The 19,956-nt window shown below is 43.4% G+C and carries 18 protein-coding genes; 8 read left to right on the forward strand and 10 right to left on the reverse strand.

What is annotated here, in order from left to right:
* Positions 1–6 precede the first annotated feature (6 nt).
* Positions 7–1,314 (forward strand): phosphomethylpyrimidine synthase ThiC, encoded by a 1,308-nt coding sequence (gene thiC / locus B5D55_RS01855; protein WP_078932293.1) that lies wholly within the window; start codon positions 7–9, stop codon positions 1,312–1,314.
* Between the two features lie 28 nt (positions 1,315–1,342).
* Here the strand turns inward: thiC and sufU are convergent, their stop codons facing one another.
* From sufU to B5D55_RS01890, 7 genes are all read right to left on the reverse strand, one after another.
* Positions 1,343–1,813: a Fe-S cluster assembly sulfur transfer protein SufU gene (sufU, locus tag B5D55_RS01860; RefSeq protein WP_078932294.1), complete on the reverse strand. Its 471-nt coding sequence runs from the start codon at positions 1,811–1,813 to the stop codon at positions 1,343–1,345.
* A gap of 80 nt (positions 1,814–1,893) precedes the next feature.
* On the reverse strand, positions 1,894–3,114 hold the full coding sequence (locus B5D55_RS01865; RefSeq protein ID WP_078932295.1) for an aminotransferase class V-fold PLP-dependent enzyme: 1,221 nt from the start codon (positions 3,112–3,114) through the stop codon (positions 1,894–1,896).
* Positions 3,115–3,117: 3 nt separating this feature from the next.
* Complete coding sequence (locus B5D55_RS01870; protein ID WP_078932296.1) at positions 3,118–4,212, reverse strand: SufB/SufD family protein; 1,095 nt, start codon at positions 4,210–4,212, stop codon at positions 3,118–3,120.
* 10 nt (positions 4,213–4,222) lie between these two features.
* A complete protein-coding gene (sufB, locus tag B5D55_RS01875; RefSeq protein ID WP_078932297.1) occupies positions 4,223–5,641 on the reverse strand; it encodes a Fe-S cluster assembly protein SufB in 1,419 nt (472 codons plus the stop codon).
* 4 nt (positions 5,642–5,645) lie between these two features.
* Positions 5,646–6,383 carry a Fe-S cluster assembly ATPase SufC gene (gene sufC, locus B5D55_RS01880; protein ID WP_078932298.1) on the reverse strand — a complete coding sequence of 246 codons (738 nt, stop codon included), beginning with the start codon at positions 6,381–6,383 and terminating at the stop codon, positions 5,646–5,648.
* A 162-nt stretch (positions 6,384–6,545) separates the two neighbouring features.
* Complete coding sequence (locus tag B5D55_RS01885; RefSeq protein ID WP_078932299.1) at positions 6,546–7,127, reverse strand: chromate transporter; 582 nt, start codon at positions 7,125–7,127, stop codon at positions 6,546–6,548.
* 1 nt (position 7,128) lies between these two features.
* Positions 7,129–7,701 (reverse strand): chromate transporter, encoded by a 573-nt coding sequence (locus B5D55_RS01890; protein WP_078932300.1) that lies wholly within the window; start codon positions 7,699–7,701, stop codon positions 7,129–7,131.
* A 146-nt stretch (positions 7,702–7,847) separates the two neighbouring features.
* Between B5D55_RS01890 and gltX the strand changes: the two genes are divergently transcribed.
* Positions 7,848–9,428 carry a glutamate--tRNA ligase gene (gltX, locus tag B5D55_RS01895; protein ID WP_078932301.1) on the forward strand — a complete coding sequence of 527 codons (1,581 nt, stop codon included), beginning with the start codon at positions 7,848–7,850 and terminating at the stop codon, positions 9,426–9,428.
* A 180-nt stretch (positions 9,429–9,608) separates the two neighbouring features.
* Here the strand turns inward: gltX and B5D55_RS01900 are convergent, their stop codons facing one another.
* Positions 9,609–11,021 (reverse strand): TDE2508 family outer membrane beta-barrel protein, encoded by a 1,413-nt coding sequence (locus B5D55_RS01900; protein ID WP_078932302.1) that lies wholly within the window; start codon positions 11,019–11,021, stop codon positions 9,609–9,611.
* A gap of 78 nt (positions 11,022–11,099) precedes the next feature.
* Complete coding sequence (locus B5D55_RS01905) at positions 11,100–11,909, reverse strand: copper resistance protein CopC (RefSeq protein WP_143593132.1); 810 nt, start codon at positions 11,907–11,909, stop codon at positions 11,100–11,102.
* Between the two features lie 287 nt (positions 11,910–12,196).
* On the opposite strand from B5D55_RS01905, the gene B5D55_RS01910 reads away from it, so the two are divergent.
* Together B5D55_RS01910 and B5D55_RS01915 are read left to right on the forward strand one after the other, a co-directional pair.
* Positions 12,197–12,898: an iron-sulfur cluster assembly scaffold protein gene (locus tag B5D55_RS01910; protein WP_078932304.1), complete on the forward strand. Its 702-nt coding sequence runs from the start codon at positions 12,197–12,199 to the stop codon at positions 12,896–12,898.
* Between the two features lie 23 nt (positions 12,899–12,921).
* The gene (locus tag B5D55_RS01915; RefSeq protein ID WP_078932305.1) at positions 12,922–13,959 is read left to right on the forward strand and encodes a GGGtGRT protein; all 1,038 of its coding nucleotides are present in this window, start codon (positions 12,922–12,924) and stop codon (positions 13,957–13,959) included.
* Between the two features lie 776 nt (positions 13,960–14,735).
* On the opposite strand, the gene B5D55_RS01920 is transcribed toward B5D55_RS01915, so the two are convergent.
* A complete protein-coding gene (locus B5D55_RS01920; protein ID WP_078932306.1) occupies positions 14,736–16,190 on the reverse strand; it encodes an SLBB domain-containing protein in 1,455 nt (484 codons plus the stop codon).
* A 208-nt stretch (positions 16,191–16,398) separates the two neighbouring features.
* Between B5D55_RS01920 and B5D55_RS01925 the strand changes: the two genes are divergently transcribed.
* From B5D55_RS01925 to B5D55_RS01940, 4 genes are all read left to right on the forward strand, one after another.
* Entirely contained in the window at positions 16,399–16,683 is a 285-nt protein-coding gene (locus B5D55_RS01925; RefSeq protein ID WP_078932307.1) for a helix-turn-helix domain-containing protein, read from the forward strand.
* A 69-nt stretch (positions 16,684–16,752) separates the two neighbouring features.
* Entirely contained in the window at positions 16,753–18,933 is a 2,181-nt protein-coding gene (locus B5D55_RS01930; protein WP_078932308.1) for a DUF4954 family protein, read from the forward strand.
* 30 nt (positions 18,934–18,963) lie between these two features.
* Complete coding sequence (locus B5D55_RS01935; protein WP_078932309.1) at positions 18,964–19,413, forward strand: low molecular weight protein-tyrosine-phosphatase; 450 nt, start codon at positions 18,964–18,966, stop codon at positions 19,411–19,413.
* Entirely contained in the window at positions 19,410–19,937 is a 528-nt protein-coding gene (locus B5D55_RS01940) for a GNAT family N-acetyltransferase (protein ID WP_078932310.1), read from the forward strand. Before B5D55_RS01935 ends, B5D55_RS01940 begins: the two co-directional genes overlap by 4 nt.
* The last annotated feature ends 19 nt before the right edge of the window (positions 19,938–19,956 follow it).

Raw genomic sequence — 19,956 nt, forward strand, 5'->3', positions numbered from 1 at the left:
AAAAAAATGGAATACACTACACAGATGGACGCGGCGCGGAAAGGAATTGTAACGCCGGAACTTAAAACGGTAGCAAAGAAGGAATATATGGAAGAAAGCGCGCTTATGGCGCTTGTAGCGCAGGGAAAGGCGGTAATTCCGGCAAATAAAAAGCACACATGCCTTAATCCTGAGGGCGTAGGAAGCATGCTGCGCACAAAAATCAACGTAAATCTTGGAGTTTCGCGCGACTGCACTGACTATAATGTTGAAATGCAGAAAGTAATGAGCGCGGTTAATATGGGCGCTGAGGCGATTATGGATCTTTCAAGCCACGGTAACACTCAGCCGTTCCGCCTGAAACTTACGTCGGAATGTCCTGCGATGATAGGAACTGTTCCTGTGTACGACAGCGTAATCCACTACCAGCGCGACCTTGAAACGCTTACAGCTCGCGATTTTATTGATGTAGTACGCCTGCATGCGGAAGACGGAGTTGATTTTGTTACGCTTCACTGCGGAATTACAAAAAAAACTATCGAGCAGATTAAACAGCACAAGCGCAAGATGAACATAGTAAGCCGCGGCGGAAGCCTTGTTTTTGCCTGGATGAGCATGACCGGAAACGAAAATCCGTTCTACGAATATTATGATGAAATTCTTGACATCTGCGAAAAATACGACGTTACAATTTCTCTTGGAGATGCGTGCCGCCCGGGATGTCTTGCGGATGCTACAGACGTTTGCCAGATAGAGGAACTTGTACGGCTTGGTGAACTTACAAAGCGCGCCTGGGCACATAACGTTCAGGTGATGGTAGAAGGACCGGGTCACGTTCCGCTAGACCAGATTGCGGCAAATATGAAAGTACAGCAGACTATATGCATGGGTGCACCTTTTTACGTACTTGGCCCGCTTGTTACGGACATTGCGCCGGGATATGACCACATAACTTCTGCAATCGGAGGAGCTGTTGCGGCGATGAACGGAGCGGCGTTTTTGTGCTACGTAACGCCGGCGGAACATCTTGCGCTTCCGAACGTTGAAGACGTAAAGCAGGGAATAATTGCTTCACGGATTGCAGCACACGCTGCCGATATTGCAAAAGGCATTCCGCATGCGCGCGACATTGATGACAGAATGGCTGATGCCCGGCGCGCACTTGACTGGGAAGCTCAGTTTGCCTGTGCGATTGACCCGGACACTGCGCGCAGCATACGAAACAGCAGAAAGCCGGAGGACGACCACAGCGATACGTGCAGCATGTGCGGAAAATTCTGCTCCGTACGGAGCATGAACAAGGCTCTTGCTGGAGAAAAAATAGACATTCTGTAGATTTTATGGCCGTCTGAAATAGCGGCGGCTATTTTACTCCGCAGCAGTTAGGATTACTGCACATTGCACAGTCTTCGCCCTTTGCAAAAAGTTCTTTCATCGTGCGCCAGCCGAGTACGGCACATTTTACGCGCGCCGGCATATGCGCAATATCCTGAAGGGCGGCCGCTTCGTCAAGTTCTTCAATCTGATTTTCGTCAGCTTCGCCTTTTATCATTCCCATAAAAATTCCGTCAAGACGTTCTGCCTCTTCTTTTGTCTTTCCGATAACAAGGTCAAGCATCATATCGCAGCTTGCCTGACTTACGGCGCATCCAGAACCGGTAAAAGAACCGTCAACGATAATGCCGTCTTCAACTTTTAAATTCAGCGTAATATTGTCGCCGCAGCTGGGATTTATTCCGTTCATTGTAAAATTCGCGCCCGGAAGCTCTTTTTTATGAGACGGATTTAAGTTATGTTCGTTCAATATTTCGCGGTACAGTTCTTTTGTGTCCATAGTTACAAAAAACTCCTGTAAAATTCAAGGTTAATACAGAAAAATCCTCAGGCCGGATTCATTCAGTGTTTCCAAAAATGTCAGTCCTTAAAGCCCATCCACCGGCGGACGTTCCTAAGTTTTTCGGCAAAAATGCGCACTTCTTCTTCCGTGTTGTAAAAATACAGGCTGGCGCGTGCTGTTGCCGGAAGCCCAAGATATGCACCAAGCGGCTGTGCGCAGTGATGACCGGCGCGGATTGCAATTTTTTCAGAATCAAGGACGCTTGCAATGTCGTGCGGATGAACGCCGTCAATAGTAAACGTTACAATTCCGCAGTGCTTTTCAGGATTTTCACTTCCAACCACAGAAACATGCGGAATACGGTTCATTTCTTCCATTAAAACAGACGTAAGCCTGTTGTCGTGCCGGACAATTTCGTCAAAACCAATCTGATGTACGTATTCAAGCGCGCTTGCAAGACCGACTGCCCCGGACGCATTCACCGTTCCGGCTTCGAATTTATGCGGCAGTTCTGCCCATGTTGCACCTTCGCGCGTTACATATTCAATCATTTCTCCGCCGCGCAAAAAAGGCGGCATTTCTTCAAGCAGTTCTTTCTTTCCGTAAAGAACGCCAATCCCCATAGGCCCGCAAATTTTGTGTCCGCTGAACGCATAAAAATCCGCGCCGATGTCCTTTACGTCCACCTTAAAATGCGGAACTGCCTGCGCACCGTCAACAACGCAGACTGCACCAACGGCGTGAGCGCGGGAAGCAATTTCCTTTACAGGATTAGTTATTCCAAGAACGTTGCTTACGTGTCCTACGGCAACAAGCTTTGTCCGGGCGTTTATTTTATCAAGTTCAGTTTCCGGAAGTTCTGCCGTCTTTGGATTACATTCCATAAACACAAGCTTTGCACCTTTTGCCTGCGAAAGCATCTGCCACGGAAGAATGTTTGAATGATGTTCGGAAATGCACACGGCAATTTCATCGCCGGAAGAAACATTCGCCATTCCCCAGGTATAGGCAACAAGATTAAGCGACTCGCTTGCGTTCCTCGTAAAAATAATCTCGCAGTCCTTTGCATTCAGAAAGTCGGCTGTTGTATGACGTGCATTTTCATACGCTTCAGTCGCCCTGCCGCTTAAGTCATAAAGACCGCGCAGGGGATTTGCGTTATTTTTTTTGTAAAAGCCAGAAACCGCATCAATGACGCACTTTGGACGCTGTGTAGTTGCGGCATTGTCAAAATAAATCAGACCGCTGTTTTCCGGCGCGTCAAAAATCGGAAAATCTTTTCTATATAAATTGCTCATACACTAGTCCTCGCCGAAAAGTCCGTTCATAAAATCAGAAACGGCAGACACCGTAACGTCATCAGTAATCTTGCCCAAAAGCGCCTGCACCTTTGCACGCGCTATTATATTTTCCGCAGACTCTTTTGGAATTCCCCTGCTCTGCATATAGAAAAGCACGTCATCACCAAGCCGCCCGATTGTAGCACCGTGTTCGCCTGAAACGTCCTCTTCATCGCATAAAATTACAGGAATAGAATTGTTCACCGCCTGCGGGCTAAGCAAAAGAGTTTCTTCCTGCTCATTACCGGTTGAGCCTGAACAGCCGTTTTTAAAATCTATTGTTCCACGGTAAGTTTTTCTTCCGTTTCCGCGAAGCGTTCCGTTTACAAACATCTGGCAGTCAGACTTTTTGCCGTACTGAAGGACAACATAATTCATATCAAGAACCTGACCGTCTGCGCAAAGATACGCGGCATCTGAACGGAATGCAGACTTATAGCCGGAAAGGTTAGCCCCTGCCCCAAGATAAGTCTGTGCGCCTCCAAGAATAATGTGCGTTACCTCAATGGACGCGTTTTCTTCACAAAAACCAGCCGTTTCGTCAGCCTGCACAAACCCCGCGCCCAAAAGCTGAACTTTAACAATATGAATATGTGCATTGCGCGCCGCATAAAGTTTTGTCCTGAGCGCCTGAAATCCACCGTCGCCTTTATCTGATGATGAAACGATTATAACAGTAACGGACGAATTTTCCCTTGCAAAAACATCCTGCGCTGCGGCGGCTCTTTTTCCGCCGGAAAGTCTGTAGTCAAGCACAACAGGCGCATTTTCCGCCCCCGAACTTACGCCGGAAGCAGAAGCGGCTGTAATAAGGACAGGCTGAACTCCGTCAAAAAGCGCATCAAAAGAAGAACCGCAGCCTCCTGTATACGCTGCATCCGGCATCTCTTTGAAAGACGGTTTTTCGCTGAAAGAAACGCCTTCACAAATTCCGCGTACTTTGGGAAGAACAGGCTCAAGAGCAGACGGTACGTCAACAGCCGCCCTGTTCATCTTAAGCCAGCTCCAGGTCTTGGAAGGAATTTCGTTTACAGTTATATGATTTGTTTTTTCCATAAATATTTCCTTACATTGAACCTTTCATTTCCAGACGGATAAGGTTGTTCATTTCTACTGCATACTCAAGCGGAAGTTCCTTGCTTACAGGATTTGCAAAACCTGAAACAATCATGCTCCGCGCCTCTTCTTCGCTTATTCCCCGGCTCATAAGGTAGAACACAGCATCATTGCTTATCCTTCCGATTTTTGCCTCGTGACCAACGTCGCTTGTATCGTTAAGAACCACGTTTGCAGGAATTGTATCGCTGCGGCTTTCTGAATCAAGCATAAGCGACTGGCAGGAAACGCTTGCTTTTGAATGTTCTGCGTTTTTTGCAATATAGACGGCGCTTCTGTACGTAGATTTTCCGCCGCCTTTTGAAATTGATTTTGTAGTAATTACGCTTGAAGTGTCAGGCGCAAGGTGAACCATTTTTGCGCCGGTATCAAGATCCTGACCCGAACCGGCAAACGTAACGCCGGTAAATTCAGCGCGCGCACCTTTTCCAACAAGGTCGCTTTCAGGGTAGAGACAGCCAACGTGGCTTCCAAAACTGCCTGAAATCCATTCGATTGTACCGCCTTCCTCAACGCGTGCGCGCTTGGTGTTAAGGTTGTACATATTCTTAGACCAGTTTTCGATTGTAGAATAGCGAAGGTGCGCGCCTTTTTTTACGAAAAGCTCAACAGCACCGGCGTGAAGATTTGCCACGTTGTATTTCGGAGCAGAACATCCTTCTATAAAGTGAAGGTCTGCGCCCTCGTCAACGATAATCAGCGTATGCTCAAACTGCCCTGCGCCTTTTGCGTTCAGCCTGAAATAAGACTGAAGCGGAAACGAAAGGTGAACGCCTTTAGGAACGTATACAAACGAACCGCCTGACCAAACGGCACCGTGAAGGGCAGCAAATTTATGGTCTTTAGGTGTAATGAGCGTCATAAAATATTCCTTTACCATCGCGCCCCATTCACTGCTTTTGAGCGCGCTTTCAAAATCAAGGTAGACAACACCCTGCTTTGCAACTTCTTCCTGAATGTTGTGATAGACAAGCTCGCTGTCATACTGCGCGCCTACACCGGCCAAAGACTTTCTTTCCGCCTCTGGAATTCCAAGTTTTTCAAAAGTGTCCTTTATATCCTGCGGAACGTCATTCCAGTCGCCGCTCATTTTTGTTTTAGGGCGGACGTAAGTTGCAATGTTTTCCATGTTAAGACCGGTAATGTCCGGCATCCAGGAAGCAGAAACACCCGTTTTATTGTAGATTTCAAGCGATTTAAGACGGAATTCCGCCATCCATTCAGGGTCGCCTTTTTCCTGACTGAGTTTTTTTACGATTTCAGGGGAAAGACCTGCCTCTATGCGGTAAAAATCTTTCTCCGACTCCTCGTAGCGGAAATCGTAGAATTCGCGGTTTATGTCCTGTATCTGTGTTTTTTCTTCTGCCATAATATTATTTTATATATTCGTCAAAGCCATTCTCATTGATTTTCTGAACCAACGAACCGTCGCCGGTCTTAACGACCGTTCCCTTTACCAGAATGTGCGTATAGTCAACATTCAGACTTTCAAGAATCCGCGTTGAGTGCGTAATAATCAAAAGCGCGCCACCATGCCTTTTCTGATATTCTTCAATTCCTTTAGAAACCGTGCGGACAGCATCAACGTCAAGACCGGAATCTGTTTCATCAAGAATGGCAAGTTTTGGCTTAAGCATAAGAAGCTGGAGGATTTCGGACTTTTTGCGCTCTCCGCCGGAAAATCCTACGTTCAAATCGCGTCCGGCATAAGATGCATCCATATTAAGAAGTTCCATATTCGCCTTAAGTTCTTTCTGAAACTGAAACAGTTTTACGCGCTCGCCGGTTCGCTGCTGGATTGCGCTTCTGATGAACGTCTCAAGACTTATTCCCGGAACTTCAAGCGGATTCTGGAATGAAAGGAAAAGTCCTGCCTTTGCGCGCTTATCTGTCTTTTCTTCCGTTATATCCTGACCGTCAAAAATAATTTTTCCGCCGGTAAGCGTATAGACAGGATTTCCCATAATGGCATTTCCAAGAGTAGATTTTCCTGCACCGTTCGGCCCTAAAAGTACGTGCGTTTCTCCGCTCTGTATCTGAAGGTTTACGTTACTGAGTACCTGTTTTTCCTCAACACGCACCGAAATATTCTGAACATCTAGCAATGCCATAAAATTCTCCACAAGTCAATAAAATTTCTGTTTCCAGCCGTTATAAATCTACTGATTTACTAGGTAATAGTCAAATCAATTCATATCTATAATACTGAAAAAAAGCGGTTAATACAACAAAAGGGAAAAAGAAAGACAGCACAAATGCATTATAATATTTTCCTACAAAAACATAATTCCAAAAAGTGCACCAAAAAGGATAAGAACAATCGGATGTAGTTTTGTTTTAAGGGCGACGGCAGTTGCGACGGCGTAAAACGCAATGTTCTTCCATTTAAAAAGTCCGCTCCACCCTTCCAGAGTTTTAAGGGCTGATGCAGACTCAGGAATCGAAAGGAGCGCAAGTACAAAAATATTTACCGCGGCAACAAGCACAAGACCTGTAGCCGCCGGACGCAGAGTTGTAAACACAGTTTTTACCGCCGGTCTATTCTGAAACGACGTAAGAAAGCGCGCAATTATAAGAATACATATAATAGAAGGAAGTACCTCTCCTACCGTTACGATTATGCCGCCTGGAATACCGTGCAATTCATAGCCGATGTACGTTGCCATATTCACGCCTATAGGTCCCGGCGTACTTTCGGAAATGGCAACCATATTGTAGAACTGCTCAGGGCTTATAAGTCCGCGCTCTACAATCATCTGCTGCATAAGGGTGATGGCAACAAGTCCGCCGCCTATTGTAAAAAGTCCCACATAAAAGAAAATGCAGAAAAGTTCAAAAAGCGAAACAGAAGGCATTTTATTGACCTCCACTGTTTTTTTTATCAAGATAAGCGTTTACAAAATGAATGACCGTACCTAACGCAATTGCCCCTAAAATGATGAAAAAAGACGGCACCTTAAAAAAATAAACCAGAACGAACGAAACAAGAGCCAGCGCAAGCGAAAAAACGTTTTTGACGGTGTTTTTTGCAAAATTCAGCGTTACTTTTGTAAGCAGTGCGGCAACAGCTACATTTACGCCGGAAAGGGCTTTCTGCACCCACGGATAGTCGTTCACCGAACTTATAAGGTTTGCAAGAACCATAATTATTATGAGCGACGGCGTTACTATTCCGGCAGTTCCAATTATTCCGCCTGCAATTCCGGCTTGCTTATACCCAACGAACGTAGAAACGTTTACCGCCACAATGCCAGGCGTAGACTGCCCGATTGCATAATAATCTATTAAATCTTCGTCCGTAATCCAGCCGCGCTTTTCAATCAATTCCTTCTGCAGCATCGGCATCATTGCAAGTCCGCCGCCAAACGTCATCACGCCTACTTTACAGAACGTAAGGTAGAGCGTTACCAAAGTCTTAAATTTATCCATATTATTGCTGATTTTACCGCTATACGCCGTCCGTATCAATGAGGAACAGAGTCGGAACAATTGGAAGACAACGATAATTATCAATTGAGTATAATTTGCATTTCCGCTATTATAGGGATAATTGTTTTTTTTATATCGAGGTTCTTATGGCTGAAAATAAAGAAGTCCGCGTAAGATACGCACCTTCCCCGACCGGTATGCAGCATATCGGCGGTGTACGCACAGCACTTTTTAATTATCTTTATGCACGCTCTAAAGGCGGAAAATTCATTCTTCGTCTGGAAGATACAGACCGCACCCGCTACGATGAAAAATACGTGCAGAATCTTTACGACACGATGGCATGGCTTGGTCTTGAATGGGACGAAGGCGGCGATAAAGGCGGAGAATACGGTCCTTACGTTCAGAGCGAACGTTTTGAACTGTACAAAAAATATGCTTTCGAACTTGTGGAAAAGGGAGAAGCATATTACTGTTTCTGCGATTCCGAACGTCTTGAACGCATAAGAAAAATTCAGACAGAAAATAAAATGGCTCCGGGTTATGACCGTAACTGCCGCCACCTTACGCCGGAAGAAGTAAAGGCAAATCTTGATGCCGGAAAACCGTACGTTATCCGCCTTAAAGTTCCTATGGAAGGAGTAACCAAATTCCACGACCATCTTCTTGGCGACATTGAATGGAAAAACGAAGACATAAGCCCAGACCCTGTCCTTCTTAAAAGCGACGGATTTCCGACGTATCACCTTGCGAATATCGTTGACGACCATTTTATGAAAATAAGCCACGTTATGCGCGCTCAGGAGTGGATTCCTTCAACACCGCTTCACGTTCAGATGTACCGCGCATTCGGATGGGAACACCCGGAATTCTGCCACCTTCCTATGGTAAACGGAAAGGACGGACAGAAACTTTCAAAGCGTCACGGTGCAACTTCCGTAAACGAATTCCGCGCACGCGGCTACCTTCCAAAAGCAATAATAAACTACGTTGCAATGCTCGGCTGTTCATACATTGACGGTCAGGACATGTACACGCTTGAAGAACTTGCAAAAAATTTCAAGCTGGAACACCTGAACAAAAGTCCTGCTGTATTCGACTACAAAAAACTTGAATGGTACAACGGCCAGTATATCCGCATGATGAGCGACGAAGAACTTTACGATGCAGTCCTTCCGTTCATTACAAAAACAGGAGATGCCGCGCTTGACATAAACGTTTCTGAAGAATTCCCTGCACCGCATGTAGGCCCTGAATATTCCGGAATTGCCATGGGAGATGACGGAGAACCAGTCTGCGTTGATAAAAGCATGAACATGACAAGCGCAGACGTAAAGGCGGCCCTTATGCAGCTTATGCCGCTCATAAAAGAACGCCTTAAATACCTTACGGACGCTGCAGAAATGGTACATTTTCTGTTTACAGAACCAAAAGTTCCTGCGGCAGACCAGATTATTCCTAAAAAACTTGATGCGGCAAAAACAAAAGAAATTCTTGAAGCCGCAAAAGATTTTGTTTCCGGCATCTTTGGAAAAACGCATGAAGAAGCAGAAGAAGCTGCGCGTTCAGAAGCAGAAAAACTTGGCGTTAAGCTTGGCGACTTTATGATGCCTATAAGAATGGCCGTAACAGGAAGCCGGGTAAGTCCGCCGCTCATCGGTTCAATCTGGATTTTAGGAAAAGAAAAATCCATTGCCCGCATCGAAAAGACACTTAAGGCATTATAGCGTTACAGAACGCAGAATAAAAAAAATCCCCGAAAGGGGATTTTTTATCACGCAGAAACAGCAGCAGTCCCGCCTCCCACCACTCTTCCCTGACACACAAAAAAAAATGCCGCACAATAACTGTGCGGCACGAACATTCAAAATTTAAAATGCTCTCTTTCTATCTATATTATTAATAGATTACAGTTTTACAGTAACAAGGAACTCAAGTTTCTGTACGAATACATCCTTTACAACTTCCCAAATGTCATTGTTGCTAGAATAGTCAACAGAGTTGTTGTTAAGTTTGTTAAGAATGTTGTATGAAGCATCTACAGTAACTTTCTTTCCAAGGAATGCTGTAAATCCTGCATCCCAAGAAGTAGCAAAGTCGCTTGAATCAAAACCGAATGCTACAGTTGTACTTGTTGAATCTACAGAAGAGCTAGTTGGATCATCTCTTGTCTGTGTTGCAACGATATTCCATCCAAGATCACCTACTGTAATTTTTGTACCGCAGTTGAACTGGAATTTACCAGGAACTACAGCATACGTTGCAGCAAAAGTAAGGGTCGGTTCAAAACCGATGTCTGTCTTGAAGTTGCGTGACGTATAATAAGTCTTGTCTCCGTCAATCGGTTTCACATAATCTTCATCCCATACAAGACCTACCTGCAAAGGAAGTGCAAATTTTGCCTTCAATGTAAGTTTGTCTGTAGCAGCAACAGTTGCTTTGTATGCAGCAGAAAGCTGAATCAAATGATTTGCAGCACCAAGGTGTTCGTCTGAACCGTCTTTGTTCTGATTCTGTACAATCGGAGTAATTCTCCAGCGTGTATCAGCATTGTAAGAAACTTTGTGAGAGAAACCTTCTGTTTCTGACTTAAGGTTCTGTGTAAATCCACCGCGAAGATACAGGTCTGCAAATCCTTTGTCTGCATAGCCGTCATTATTGTCGTAGTATTTTGCTGTCATAGCATCTACTGCAATCTGGAAGAACGGAGAATATTTGTTGTTAAAACCAAGCTGAAGGTCTGTGTAGAATTCATATGTATCTTTCTGAACAATAGATTCATCACCAGAATCCGGCTTGACGTTCTGAAGATATCCTACGCCTCCAACAGGATTGTAGTACAAAGATGCCTTTACGCCGAACTTTTCTGCACCAAGAAGAATAGAACCTGTGTATGCATATTTTGCATCTGCCTCATACGTATAGTTTACCTCATCTGCACCAGATGCATCATCGAATACAGAAGTCATTTTCATACCGTCAAGCTGACCGCCGAAATAAGCACCAACGTACATTTTCTTAAGCTGTCTTGCAAAACCAAAGTTGAATCCAAGCCCGTCTTTCTTATTGTACTTATGTCCATCATTGTAGTTATAGCCAAAGTAGCCGAAGAATTTTTCTGGCTGTACGCCCCAGAAATCTGTTACGCTGATAAAATCATCTACATCTGTACTGAACAAGCCTTTTGTTGTTGTAGCTGTAAAAGAAGTTGCAGTAGGAACATCCTTTATTGCTGCTGCATTTACGCCTGTATAATTTTTAGCTGACGCAAATGAAAGTACTGCTGCACCAAGCGCAGCTGCACAAATAATCTTTTTCATATTATTGAATCTCCAAATAAAAATCTTTCTTTATTGATGATAAAACACCTGTAATAAAGCGGTTTATTCGATGTAACCTTATTCACCAGCACCAGAACCAGCAGCCGACAGCTTATTAAGCTTATTAAAGCCACTTTCTGTCAGTGTGATTACATTTCCGCTGATTGTATAATCCCCTTCTGAAAGAATGGACTTATAATAATCCAAGGCAGCTGCAGGAATTGTAACAACCTCTCCATTTTCATCCACTAATGGTTGTCCATTGTACATTACCGTATACGTTCCTTTGCCGTCACCAGGGACATCTGGTACAGGGCCATCTGTTACAGGGCCATCTGTTACAGGGGGGATAACTTCCTGTCCACCGTCTCCGCCACTACTCTCAAGCAGAGGAAGCACCTTCTGATAGCCACTATATGTCAGTGTGATTTCATTTCCTTTCATTGTATAATCAACACCTTCTTCAAGGTTAACTTCCTCCACACCGTAAAACCACATACTTTCTGGAAGAGATTCTTCAATTATATCTCCATTGTATATTACTACATACGTAGTTCCTGCACCTGGTTCAGTGGGGTCAGTCGGTTTTTCGTTTCCGCCTGAAGGATTTTCGTTTCCGCTTCCGCCGTTGTTGCCGCCAGAAGGATTTTCGTTTCCGTTATCTCCAGAATCCTCGTCTCCTCCAGAAGGTTTTTCGTTTCCACCTGTAGAACCGCCATTTCCGCCGTTCTGATTATTGCCTGTCTGTTCCGTAACCAGATTAGACACATCACAAACCAGATTAGACACATCACCTGTAGCACCGTCATTGAAGCTGCAGGAAACAAAAGGCATTGCAAGACAGAATGCCAAGAGTGCGGTTAATACCGCATTTCGTAATTTAAGCATTTTTCACTCCTATTAAAATACTTATACTTTATTAGCATGCAACTCATGCTAATACATAGCTTACCCCCCCCCCGACACACTTTGTCAAGTACTTTTTTTGTAACTTTTTTTTATTTTGTTGTTTTTTAATAACACTTTTTCTGTTTTCTTCTATATGTAGAAAAAAAAATTATAATATACGGTCTGGCTGCAACATGAACATAATTGAATAAAACCGGCTTTTAATGATATTATTGCAGGCGAGAATTATTTTACCAGGCTATGCCGGTAGTAAGTAGGAGTAACAAATGAAATACACTGCAGAAGTGGAGCATATGTGTCCTTTGGCAAAAGGCGCATATCACGGACCTGCCCCGATTCCTGAAGAAGGCGAATGGGTACAGGCAAAAAAAATTGAAGACATTTCCGGATTTACACACGGAATCGGCTGGTGTGCACCTCAGCAGGGTGCCTGCAAGCTTTCTTTGAATGTTAAAGACGGCATTATTGAAGAAGCTCTTGTAGAAACAATCGGCTGTTCTGGTATGACTCACTCAGCGGCTATGGCTTCAGAAATCCTTATTGGAAAAACTCTTCTTGAAGCTTTAAACACTGACCTTGTATGCGATGCAATCAATACTGCAATGCGCGAACTTTTCATGCAGATTGTTTACGGACGTACTCAGTCAGCTTACTCTAAAGACGGTCTTAAAGTTGGTGCTTCTCTTGAAGACCTTGGAAAGAACCTTCGTTCACAAGTTGGAACTATGTTTGCAACACGCAAGACTGGTCCTCGCTACCTTGAAATGACAGAAGGTTACGTTGAAACAATGGCTGTTGACAAAGATAATCAGGTTATCGGTTACAACTGTATCAACTTTGGTAAATTGATGGATGCTCTTAAAGCCGGAAAACCTGCTGAAGAAGCTATCGCTGGAGCGCGCACACATTATGGCCGCGTTACAGAAGATCAGGGTATGGTAAAACTTATCGACCCACGCAAAAACTAAGTGTAGGAACGGAGGATAACAATATGTCATTATTTGAAGATTACGAAGGCCGTATCCCGCAGGTAAATAAGGCTCTTAAAGAATATGGTTTTGCAGAAGGCGAAAAAGGCTTGCAGGAAGCACGCGACCTTTGCAAAGCACGCGGATTTGATCCATATGAAATCTGCCAGTCAACTCAGCAGATTTGTTTTGAAGATGCAAAATGGGCTTACGTTCTTGGCTCTGCAATTGCAATTAAAGAAGCAGAAAAAACTGGAGACAAAACTGGTTCTACTGCCGCTGCAAACATCGGTAAAGGACTTCAGGCATTCTGTCTTCCAGGTTCTGTAGCTGATGACCGTAAAGTAGGTCTTGGTCACGGAAACCTTGGCGCACGCCTTCTTTCTGAAGAAACACAGTGCTTTGCATTCTTAGCAGGTCACGAATCTTTTGCTGCTGCAGAAGGTGCAATCAAAATCGCTGCAAACGCAAACAAAGTCCGCAAGAATAAGCTCCGCGTTATCTTGAACGGTCTTGGAAAAGACGCTGCTCAGATTATCAGCCGCATCAACGGTTTTACTTATGTTCAGACTAAGTTTGACTACTTCAACGGCGAAGGAACTGACAAGGCTCTTACAGTCGTAAAAGAAATTCCTTACGGAAACAACCCTGACCGCCTTATCGTAAAATGCTACGGTGCTGACGACGTTCGCGAAGGCGTTGCAATCATGTGGCACGAAGATGTTGATGTTTCTATTACAGGTAACTCAACTAACCCTACTCGCTTCCAGCACCCTGTTGCAGGAACTTACAAGAAAGAACGCTTCCTTGCAGGCAAAAACTACTTCTCTGTAGCATCTGGCGGTGGTACAGGTCGTACTCTCCACCCGGACAACATGGCTGCAGGTCCTGCATCATACGGCTTTACTGATACTCTGGGACGCATGCACTCAGACGCACAGTTTGCGGGTAGCTCTTCTGTTCCGGCTCACGTAGAAATGATGGGCTTTATGGGAATGGGAAACAACCCGATGGTAGGATGTACTGTAGCCTGCGCAGTTGCTGTTGCTGGTTCATTCTAAGTTAGATTTTTATAAAAAAAGGCTCTTCCGTAATGGGAGGGCTTTTTTTTTTTGCGCAGGCTACAGCAAGCTGTTGCCGTCGCTCGCAAGTCTCGCTCCGAACCATTTTTTCGATGAACCTAAAAAATTGCGCTAGCGCACAATTTTTTTTAACGGTTCTTCGATTTTAGGTATGCGCAGTAGCTGTTGCAGGTAGCTTCTAAGGAAACCTTTCAGATAAAAAAGCTCTTCCGTAATGGGAGGGCTTTTTTTTTCGCAGGCGATACTGCCCGATTTTATCTATACAGAACACGATGTATATGCTATACTGATTTTGGAAGTGCCTGATTTCGAGGCGGCGCGTCTCCCTAACTCTACCGGCTTCAGTCGGAATATGATGAAGGGATGCTTTGCAGAATGACATTATACGAAAAACTTTCGCTGGCCATTAATTTAGCTGTTCTCATTCTGTCAGCCCTTTCGTACCTAAAAAACAGAAAGAGTTAAAAAGTAAAGCCGCCCTTTCGTACCATTAGGACGGCTTTATCACCATAAAGTAGAAACGACCAACGAAATCGGGCATTTCCTTCTTCTATAGATATACCAGCAATACTAACTTCCGTCAAATACATAAATTCTATGGAGTTATCTAATAAGCACAAAGCATATTGGCTTTCAAAATTTATTTAGGAATCTATGCCTATACATAGCGTAGATGCTGAAATAAATTCAGAATGACAATACTTTTAAACAGCCCCTTTAACGCAGTTTCTATTTCACGTGTGCGCCGTAACATACTAGCGCGTTACGGCTATTATAGTAAAAATAGTTGAAACTGCAGAAAGAAGTGTGGTTACGACCGGCGCATAAATACTAAAATAGTATGTCGGTGCATTTGTAACCGCTGTTATTGTAGATTCCGGCGTTATGAAACCGTTTTTTGAAACCTTTCTGTTATTCATATCACGGATATTAATAACCTCACCGTGATTCTGGGTTTTATCAAAACCACCTGCAAGACCGATATAATATTCCCAAGTGCGGTTAGGAATATACGGATAACGTCCCGGTTTATTTACCGCACCTGCAACCGTTATAAACGACTGTTTGAAAGGAACTATCAGAGTATCATATTTTTCAGGCGATAGCCCTGAAACAAACTCATTATCATAAAGAATCACCTGAAGATTCAAAGGAATCTTACTGTTATCCCGAAGAATATAAGCATTTTCCAAATCAGAACTTTCTGTAAATAAATCTTTATTCCGACGTACAAAAAAAACATAGTCTTCATTTTTTTCAAATACTACCGCGCGTCTGTTACTCGAAATAAGTTCTGCACTGTCCTGCGAAACTATAATCGCACCCTCTATAAAAATAACAGGTCTCAGTTCGTCAAAACTTCGGATATAAACCGAATCCCTGTCCAAAAGCGTAAAATTGGCAGAAACATCTTTTTCTTCAAGATAGATTATGTGATTTGCAGAATCCGTAATATCTTCAGAACGGCTCAATTCCACACAGGACATATCGGCACGGGAACGCAGTCCATTACCATAAATCTTAATCAGTTCATTAATCTGTTCACCAGGTAAAAGTTCGTATGTACCGGGACGTTCAACAGCACCAGAAACAGAAACTTTTCTGTCATACCGGTTTACAATTATTGTATCTTCAGGACGCAGGTAAGGATTCTGGCTAAAATCACCCTCTGCATAACATTTGTACAAATCATAGACATTCTTTTTGCCTTCCTTTGAAACAATAGTAACACTTCGTCGGGAAGAATAGTCAGTCAGATCTTTTTCAAAAACTTCACCAAGACGTGTCATTGCCCACGCGTTTTCCGTCCTGGCAGCATTTACCTCGCCCTTTACAAATACATTGAAAAGTGCCGGTTGTGTAAGTACAAAACGTACGCCGCCCATCGGATAGTTGCGGTTTACAATTGCCTCAACTTCCTTTTTAAGACGAAGGAACGTCTTTCCTTTTCCGTCGATAGTCGCAAGGTTTGCAACCTTAATTTCATACGTATTGTCAACAGGAATCGAATAGTTTACATAACTTGAGCCGGCGGCATATGACAAAAGATACATATCACCAGCTGTAACCATATAGTCGGGATTACTCATCGCAAACTGAACCCTTTCATTAAAAAGGTCATCTGTTTTTTCTTCATCCCGGTCACTTTCCGAAAACAAAAGAAATGAACTCATCAAAGAAATAATAACGATAAAACTAAACTTTCTCATAACAATATCAATAAAGTCATTGAAATCAACACAATATAGCTCATTACCGCCAGAAAAATAAAAAATTTATCAGAATGCATGAAACTTTCCTCATCTTTCAGGCTGTCCTTAAAATATCACACTGCACATCGGTCAACAATTAAAATACTTTAGTATTTTGTTTTAGTCAACTACAAATACTAAAATAGTATTTCAATAATGGATTTTTATGATAAATAAACGAATTCGTGAACTTCGTCTGTCAAGAGGAATGAGTCAGCCGGAACTTGCCGCAAAACTAGGCGTAAGCAAGCAGTGCATCAGTAACTGGGAAAATGACAACATTCAGCCGTCTATAGAAATGCTCATAGCAATATCACGTTTTTTTATGGTAAGTACGGATTATCTACTTGGAATAGATAATAAAAAATATATAGAAGTTTCCATGCTTACAGAAAAGCAAATTGCTCACATTCAGATGATTATAGAAGACATATCCGCAGAAAAAAAATAAACTTAAAGCTGTTTCCGCAGAAGTTTCTTTCAATTTGACAAAGAACTGTCTCAAAAGTACAATAGAAAAATGCCTGTTTTAACTTTTATAGACAAAGCAAAAATAGATATTACAGTTCCGGAAGCGTACCTTAAGGGAAAGCGGCGCCTTACTCCGGCAGAAATTTCTGTTCTTACCGACAATCTGAATTCCAGCGAAGACCCGGAATGGAAAAACGTTTATGTTGATGATGACCGTTTTGGTTTTGACCCTACTCTCATAAAGAATTCTACGTTTTCAGGTTTTGTTGTATTGGGAAGAATCTGGCCGGCAATGCTAAAATATCATGATCTGGAACTGCGGACAGGAATTTATAATTCAAAACTAAGGGATGTCGTAACAGGCAACGACAACGCAATCCACAATACGGCAATTGATAACTATCACATCGGAAGCAGAATCATGCTGTTCAATATTCAGGAACTGAGCTGCACAAATCACTCCAAATTCGGAAACGGCATATTAAAGGAAGGAGAGCCGGAATCAAACCGAATAGACATTGCCGTAAGCAATGAAAACGGAGGACGTGCCGTTCTTCCGTTTGAAAAAATGATTCCGGCGGACGCATACATCTGGTCACGCTACAGGGATGACAATGTTCTTATGGAACGGCTTAAGGTTATTACCGAGGCTGAATATCCTAAAACGCTTAATACGTTTGGTATTATAGAAGATGATGCCGTCATAAAAAACACGACGCTTATAAAAGATGCAAAAATCGGGGCATGCGCGTATATTAAGGGTGCATTTAAAATAAAGAACGTAACAATTCTTTCAAGTTCCGATGAAGTAAGCCAGATAGGTGAAGGCGTAGAACTTGTAAACGGCATTGTAGGTTACGGCTGTCACATTTTCTATCAGGCAGTTGCAGTTCGGTTTGTAATCGGGCGGAACTGCCAGCTAAAATACGGAGCGCGGCTTTTGAATTCCGTTTTGGGCGACAATTCAACAGTGTCCTGCTGTGAACTTTTGAACAACCTTATTTTCCCTTTCCATGAACAGCACCATAATTCATCGTTCCTTATTGCAACGACTGTTTTAGGGCAGTCAAACATTGCAGCTGGTGCAACAATCGGAAGCAACCACAACTCGCGAAGTCCTGACGGAGAAATCATTGCAGGGCGCGGTTTCTGGCCGGGATTAAGTTCAAGTTTCAAGCACAACAGCCGTTTTGCTTCGTTCGTGCTTATTGCAAAAGGCTCTTATCAGTACGAACTTGACATTGAATATCCGTTTGCGCTAGTTGCTCAAGGGGAATCACCAGATTCGCCTGTCCACATAATACCAGCCTGGTGGTTTATGTACGATATGTTTGCAATCGTGCGGAACAAGTATAAATTTTCTGCGCGTGACAAGAGAATTCAGAAAATTCAGCATATTGAAACAGACCCTTTTGCGCCGGACACCATGCAGGAAGTAGAAGATGCAATAGACAGGCTCATTGATTTAACGGCGGAAAATCTTTCAGAACTTGCCCCGGAGCGCGCGGAAAAGGCGGATACCCCGGAAAAACTGCGTCAGGCAGGAAAAGACTTTCTTCATTCAAAAGAAGCACAGTCCTTCACACTGCACGACAATATCTGCCAGAAAAAATACGGTTCAATCATTTACAAGCCGGGCAATGCATATAAAATGTACCGCAAAATCATCAAGTATTTCTGCACAAAAACGATTGTCGACTTTTGCAGCGACAACGGCTTTGAAACAGTCACGGAAGAAGTTATCGAGAAAATAAGAAAAATTCCGCTTTACACAGACTGGGAAAACGCCGGCGGACAGGTTATTCCGCAGAAAAAACTGAATGAACTGTTCAAAAAAATAAAGGAAGGGAAAATCAACAGCTGGCAGGAAGTTCATTCTTTTTATGATGAATGTCAGGCGCATTACACAGAGTATAAGGCAGGGTATTCTCTTTATCTTCTGGAACGGCTGTATTCCGCAAAAATAGAAGATTTTCCTGCCGCAATCTACAAAGACATTATAAAAGACGTAACTGTCATATCAAACGATATGTATGAATCGTCCGTTTCTTCCCGGGAAAAAGATTTTACCGACTATTACAGGTGTATGACGTACCGCAATAAAAATGAGATGAACGCCGTTCTAGGCACAATCAGTGACTGCGGATTCCTGCATACGCTTAAAGAAGACACCGAAACGTTCAATAATCGGCTTAAAACAGTCTTTTCAGGAATGATACAAAAAAAATAAAACATAAAAGGCTAAAAAGGACAACGCACGATGACAAAAATATTATTTGTATGCCACGGAAACATCTGCCGTTCACCGATGGCAGAATTCATTATGAAAAAACTCGTTAAGGATGCAGGAAGGGAAAACGACTTTGTAATTGAGTCCGCTGCCACAAGCACGGAAGAAATCGGAAATGACATTCACCGTGGCGCACGCGAAAAACTTACACAAAAAGGAATTCCGTTTACAAAGCGGCATGCGCGCAGAATAACGGCTGATGACTACGCAGAATTCGACCTTATAATCGGAATGGACGTTGAAAATCTGTATTATATGCAGCGGGAATGGAACAAAGACCCTGACGACAAAATAAAGCTTCTTCTGACTTATACAGGAAAAGACAGGGATATTGCAGATCCGTGGTATACAGGTAATTTTGACGACACATACAATGATTTACTGACCGGCTGTTCCGCCCTGCTAAAAACGCTTTTATGAAACAAGTTTTTTCGCTTCGAAACGCCGCCCTTTTGGACTTATGCGCCGTAATGAAAATTGAACGCGCCTCTTTTGAGCCTGATATTCAGGAAACGGAAGCTGTATTCCGGCGGCGTATTGAGCTGTTCCCGGACGGGTTTGTACTTTTTACGGACAGCACCGGTAAAACAGCCGGTTATTTGTGCAGCGAACTTTGGAGCAGCATTCCGGAAAACCCAGCTGATTTTTCCGTAGGTCATGACATATCGAAAATGCACCGCGCGGACGGAAAAATCCTGTACATTTCGTCATTTGCACTCCTTCCGGAATATCGAGGATGCGGAAACGGCGCCCGACTTTTTTCAACGGGGCTTTCATTTATTAAAAAACGCATACAGTCAGTACAGTCAATGGTACTTTTGGTGAACGAACAATGGACGGGAGCGCGGCGAATTTACGACTCATACGGATTTACCAGGACAGCCGTTCTTCCCGATGCATTTCCGCATTCCGCCGGGATTGTAATGCAGTTTACGTCTGAGTGATTTTTTTTTAGTTCCTTTG

Origin of the sequence: Treponema porcinum (genome assembly GCF_900167145.1) — a bacterium.
In the GTDB taxonomy this organism is placed as follows: Bacteria; Spirochaetota; Spirochaetia; order Treponematales; family Treponemataceae; genus Treponema_D; species Treponema_D porcinum.

What these genes read in the sequence shown, in the direction of transcription:
- B5D55_RS01915 (WP_078932305.1), top strand. Translation starts at nt 12,922, where the DNA reads ATGTCATTATTTGAAGATTACGAAGGCCGTATCCCGCAGGTAAATAAG.
- B5D55_RS01930 (WP_078932308.1), top strand. Translation starts at nt 16,753, where the DNA reads ATGCCTGTTTTAACTTTTATAGACAAAGCAAAAATAGATATTACAGTT.
- sufB (WP_078932297.1), bottom strand. Translation starts at nt 5,641, where the DNA reads ATGGCAGAAGAAAAAACACAGATACAGGACATAAACCGCGAATTCTAC.
- sufU (WP_078932294.1), bottom strand. Translation starts at nt 1,813, where the DNA reads ATGGACACAAAAGAACTGTACCGCGAAATATTGAACGAACATAACTTA.
- B5D55_RS01890 (WP_078932300.1), bottom strand. Translation starts at nt 7,701, where the DNA reads ATGGATAAATTTAAGACTTTGGTAACGCTCTACCTTACGTTCTGTAAA.
- B5D55_RS01870 (WP_078932296.1), bottom strand. Translation starts at nt 4,212, where the DNA reads ATGGAAAAAACAAATCATATAACTGTAAACGAAATTCCTTCCAAGACC.
- gltX (WP_078932301.1), top strand. Translation starts at nt 7,848, where the DNA reads ATGGCTGAAAATAAAGAAGTCCGCGTAAGATACGCACCTTCCCCGACC.
- B5D55_RS01920 (WP_078932306.1), bottom strand. Translation starts at nt 16,190, where the DNA reads ATGAGAAAGTTTAGTTTTATCGTTATTATTTCTTTGATGAGTTCATTT.
- B5D55_RS01905 (WP_143593132.1), bottom strand. Translation starts at nt 11,909, where the DNA reads ATGCTTAAATTACGAAATGCGGTATTAACCGCACTCTTGGCATTCTGT.
- sufC (WP_078932298.1), bottom strand. Translation starts at nt 6,383, where the DNA reads ATGGCATTGCTAGATGTTCAGAATATTTCGGTGCGTGTTGAGGAAAAA.
- B5D55_RS01865 (WP_078932295.1), bottom strand. Translation starts at nt 3,114, where the DNA reads ATGAGCAATTTATATAGAAAAGATTTTCCGATTTTTGACGCGCCGGAA.
- B5D55_RS01885 (WP_078932299.1), bottom strand. Translation starts at nt 7,127, where the DNA reads ATGCCTTCTGTTTCGCTTTTTGAACTTTTCTGCATTTTCTTTTATGTG.
- B5D55_RS01940 (WP_078932310.1), top strand. Translation starts at nt 19,410, where the DNA reads ATGAAACAAGTTTTTTCGCTTCGAAACGCCGCCCTTTTGGACTTATGC.
- thiC (WP_078932293.1), top strand. Translation starts at nt 7, where the DNA reads ATGGAATACACTACACAGATGGACGCGGCGCGGAAAGGAATTGTAACG.
- B5D55_RS01900 (WP_078932302.1), bottom strand. Translation starts at nt 11,021, where the DNA reads ATGAAAAAGATTATTTGTGCAGCTGCGCTTGGTGCAGCAGTACTTTCA.
- B5D55_RS01910 (WP_078932304.1), top strand. Translation starts at nt 12,197, where the DNA reads ATGAAATACACTGCAGAAGTGGAGCATATGTGTCCTTTGGCAAAAGGC.
- B5D55_RS01925 (WP_078932307.1), top strand. Translation starts at nt 16,399, where the DNA reads ATGATAAATAAACGAATTCGTGAACTTCGTCTGTCAAGAGGAATGAGT.
- B5D55_RS01935 (WP_078932309.1), top strand. Translation starts at nt 18,964, where the DNA reads ATGACAAAAATATTATTTGTATGCCACGGAAACATCTGCCGTTCACCG.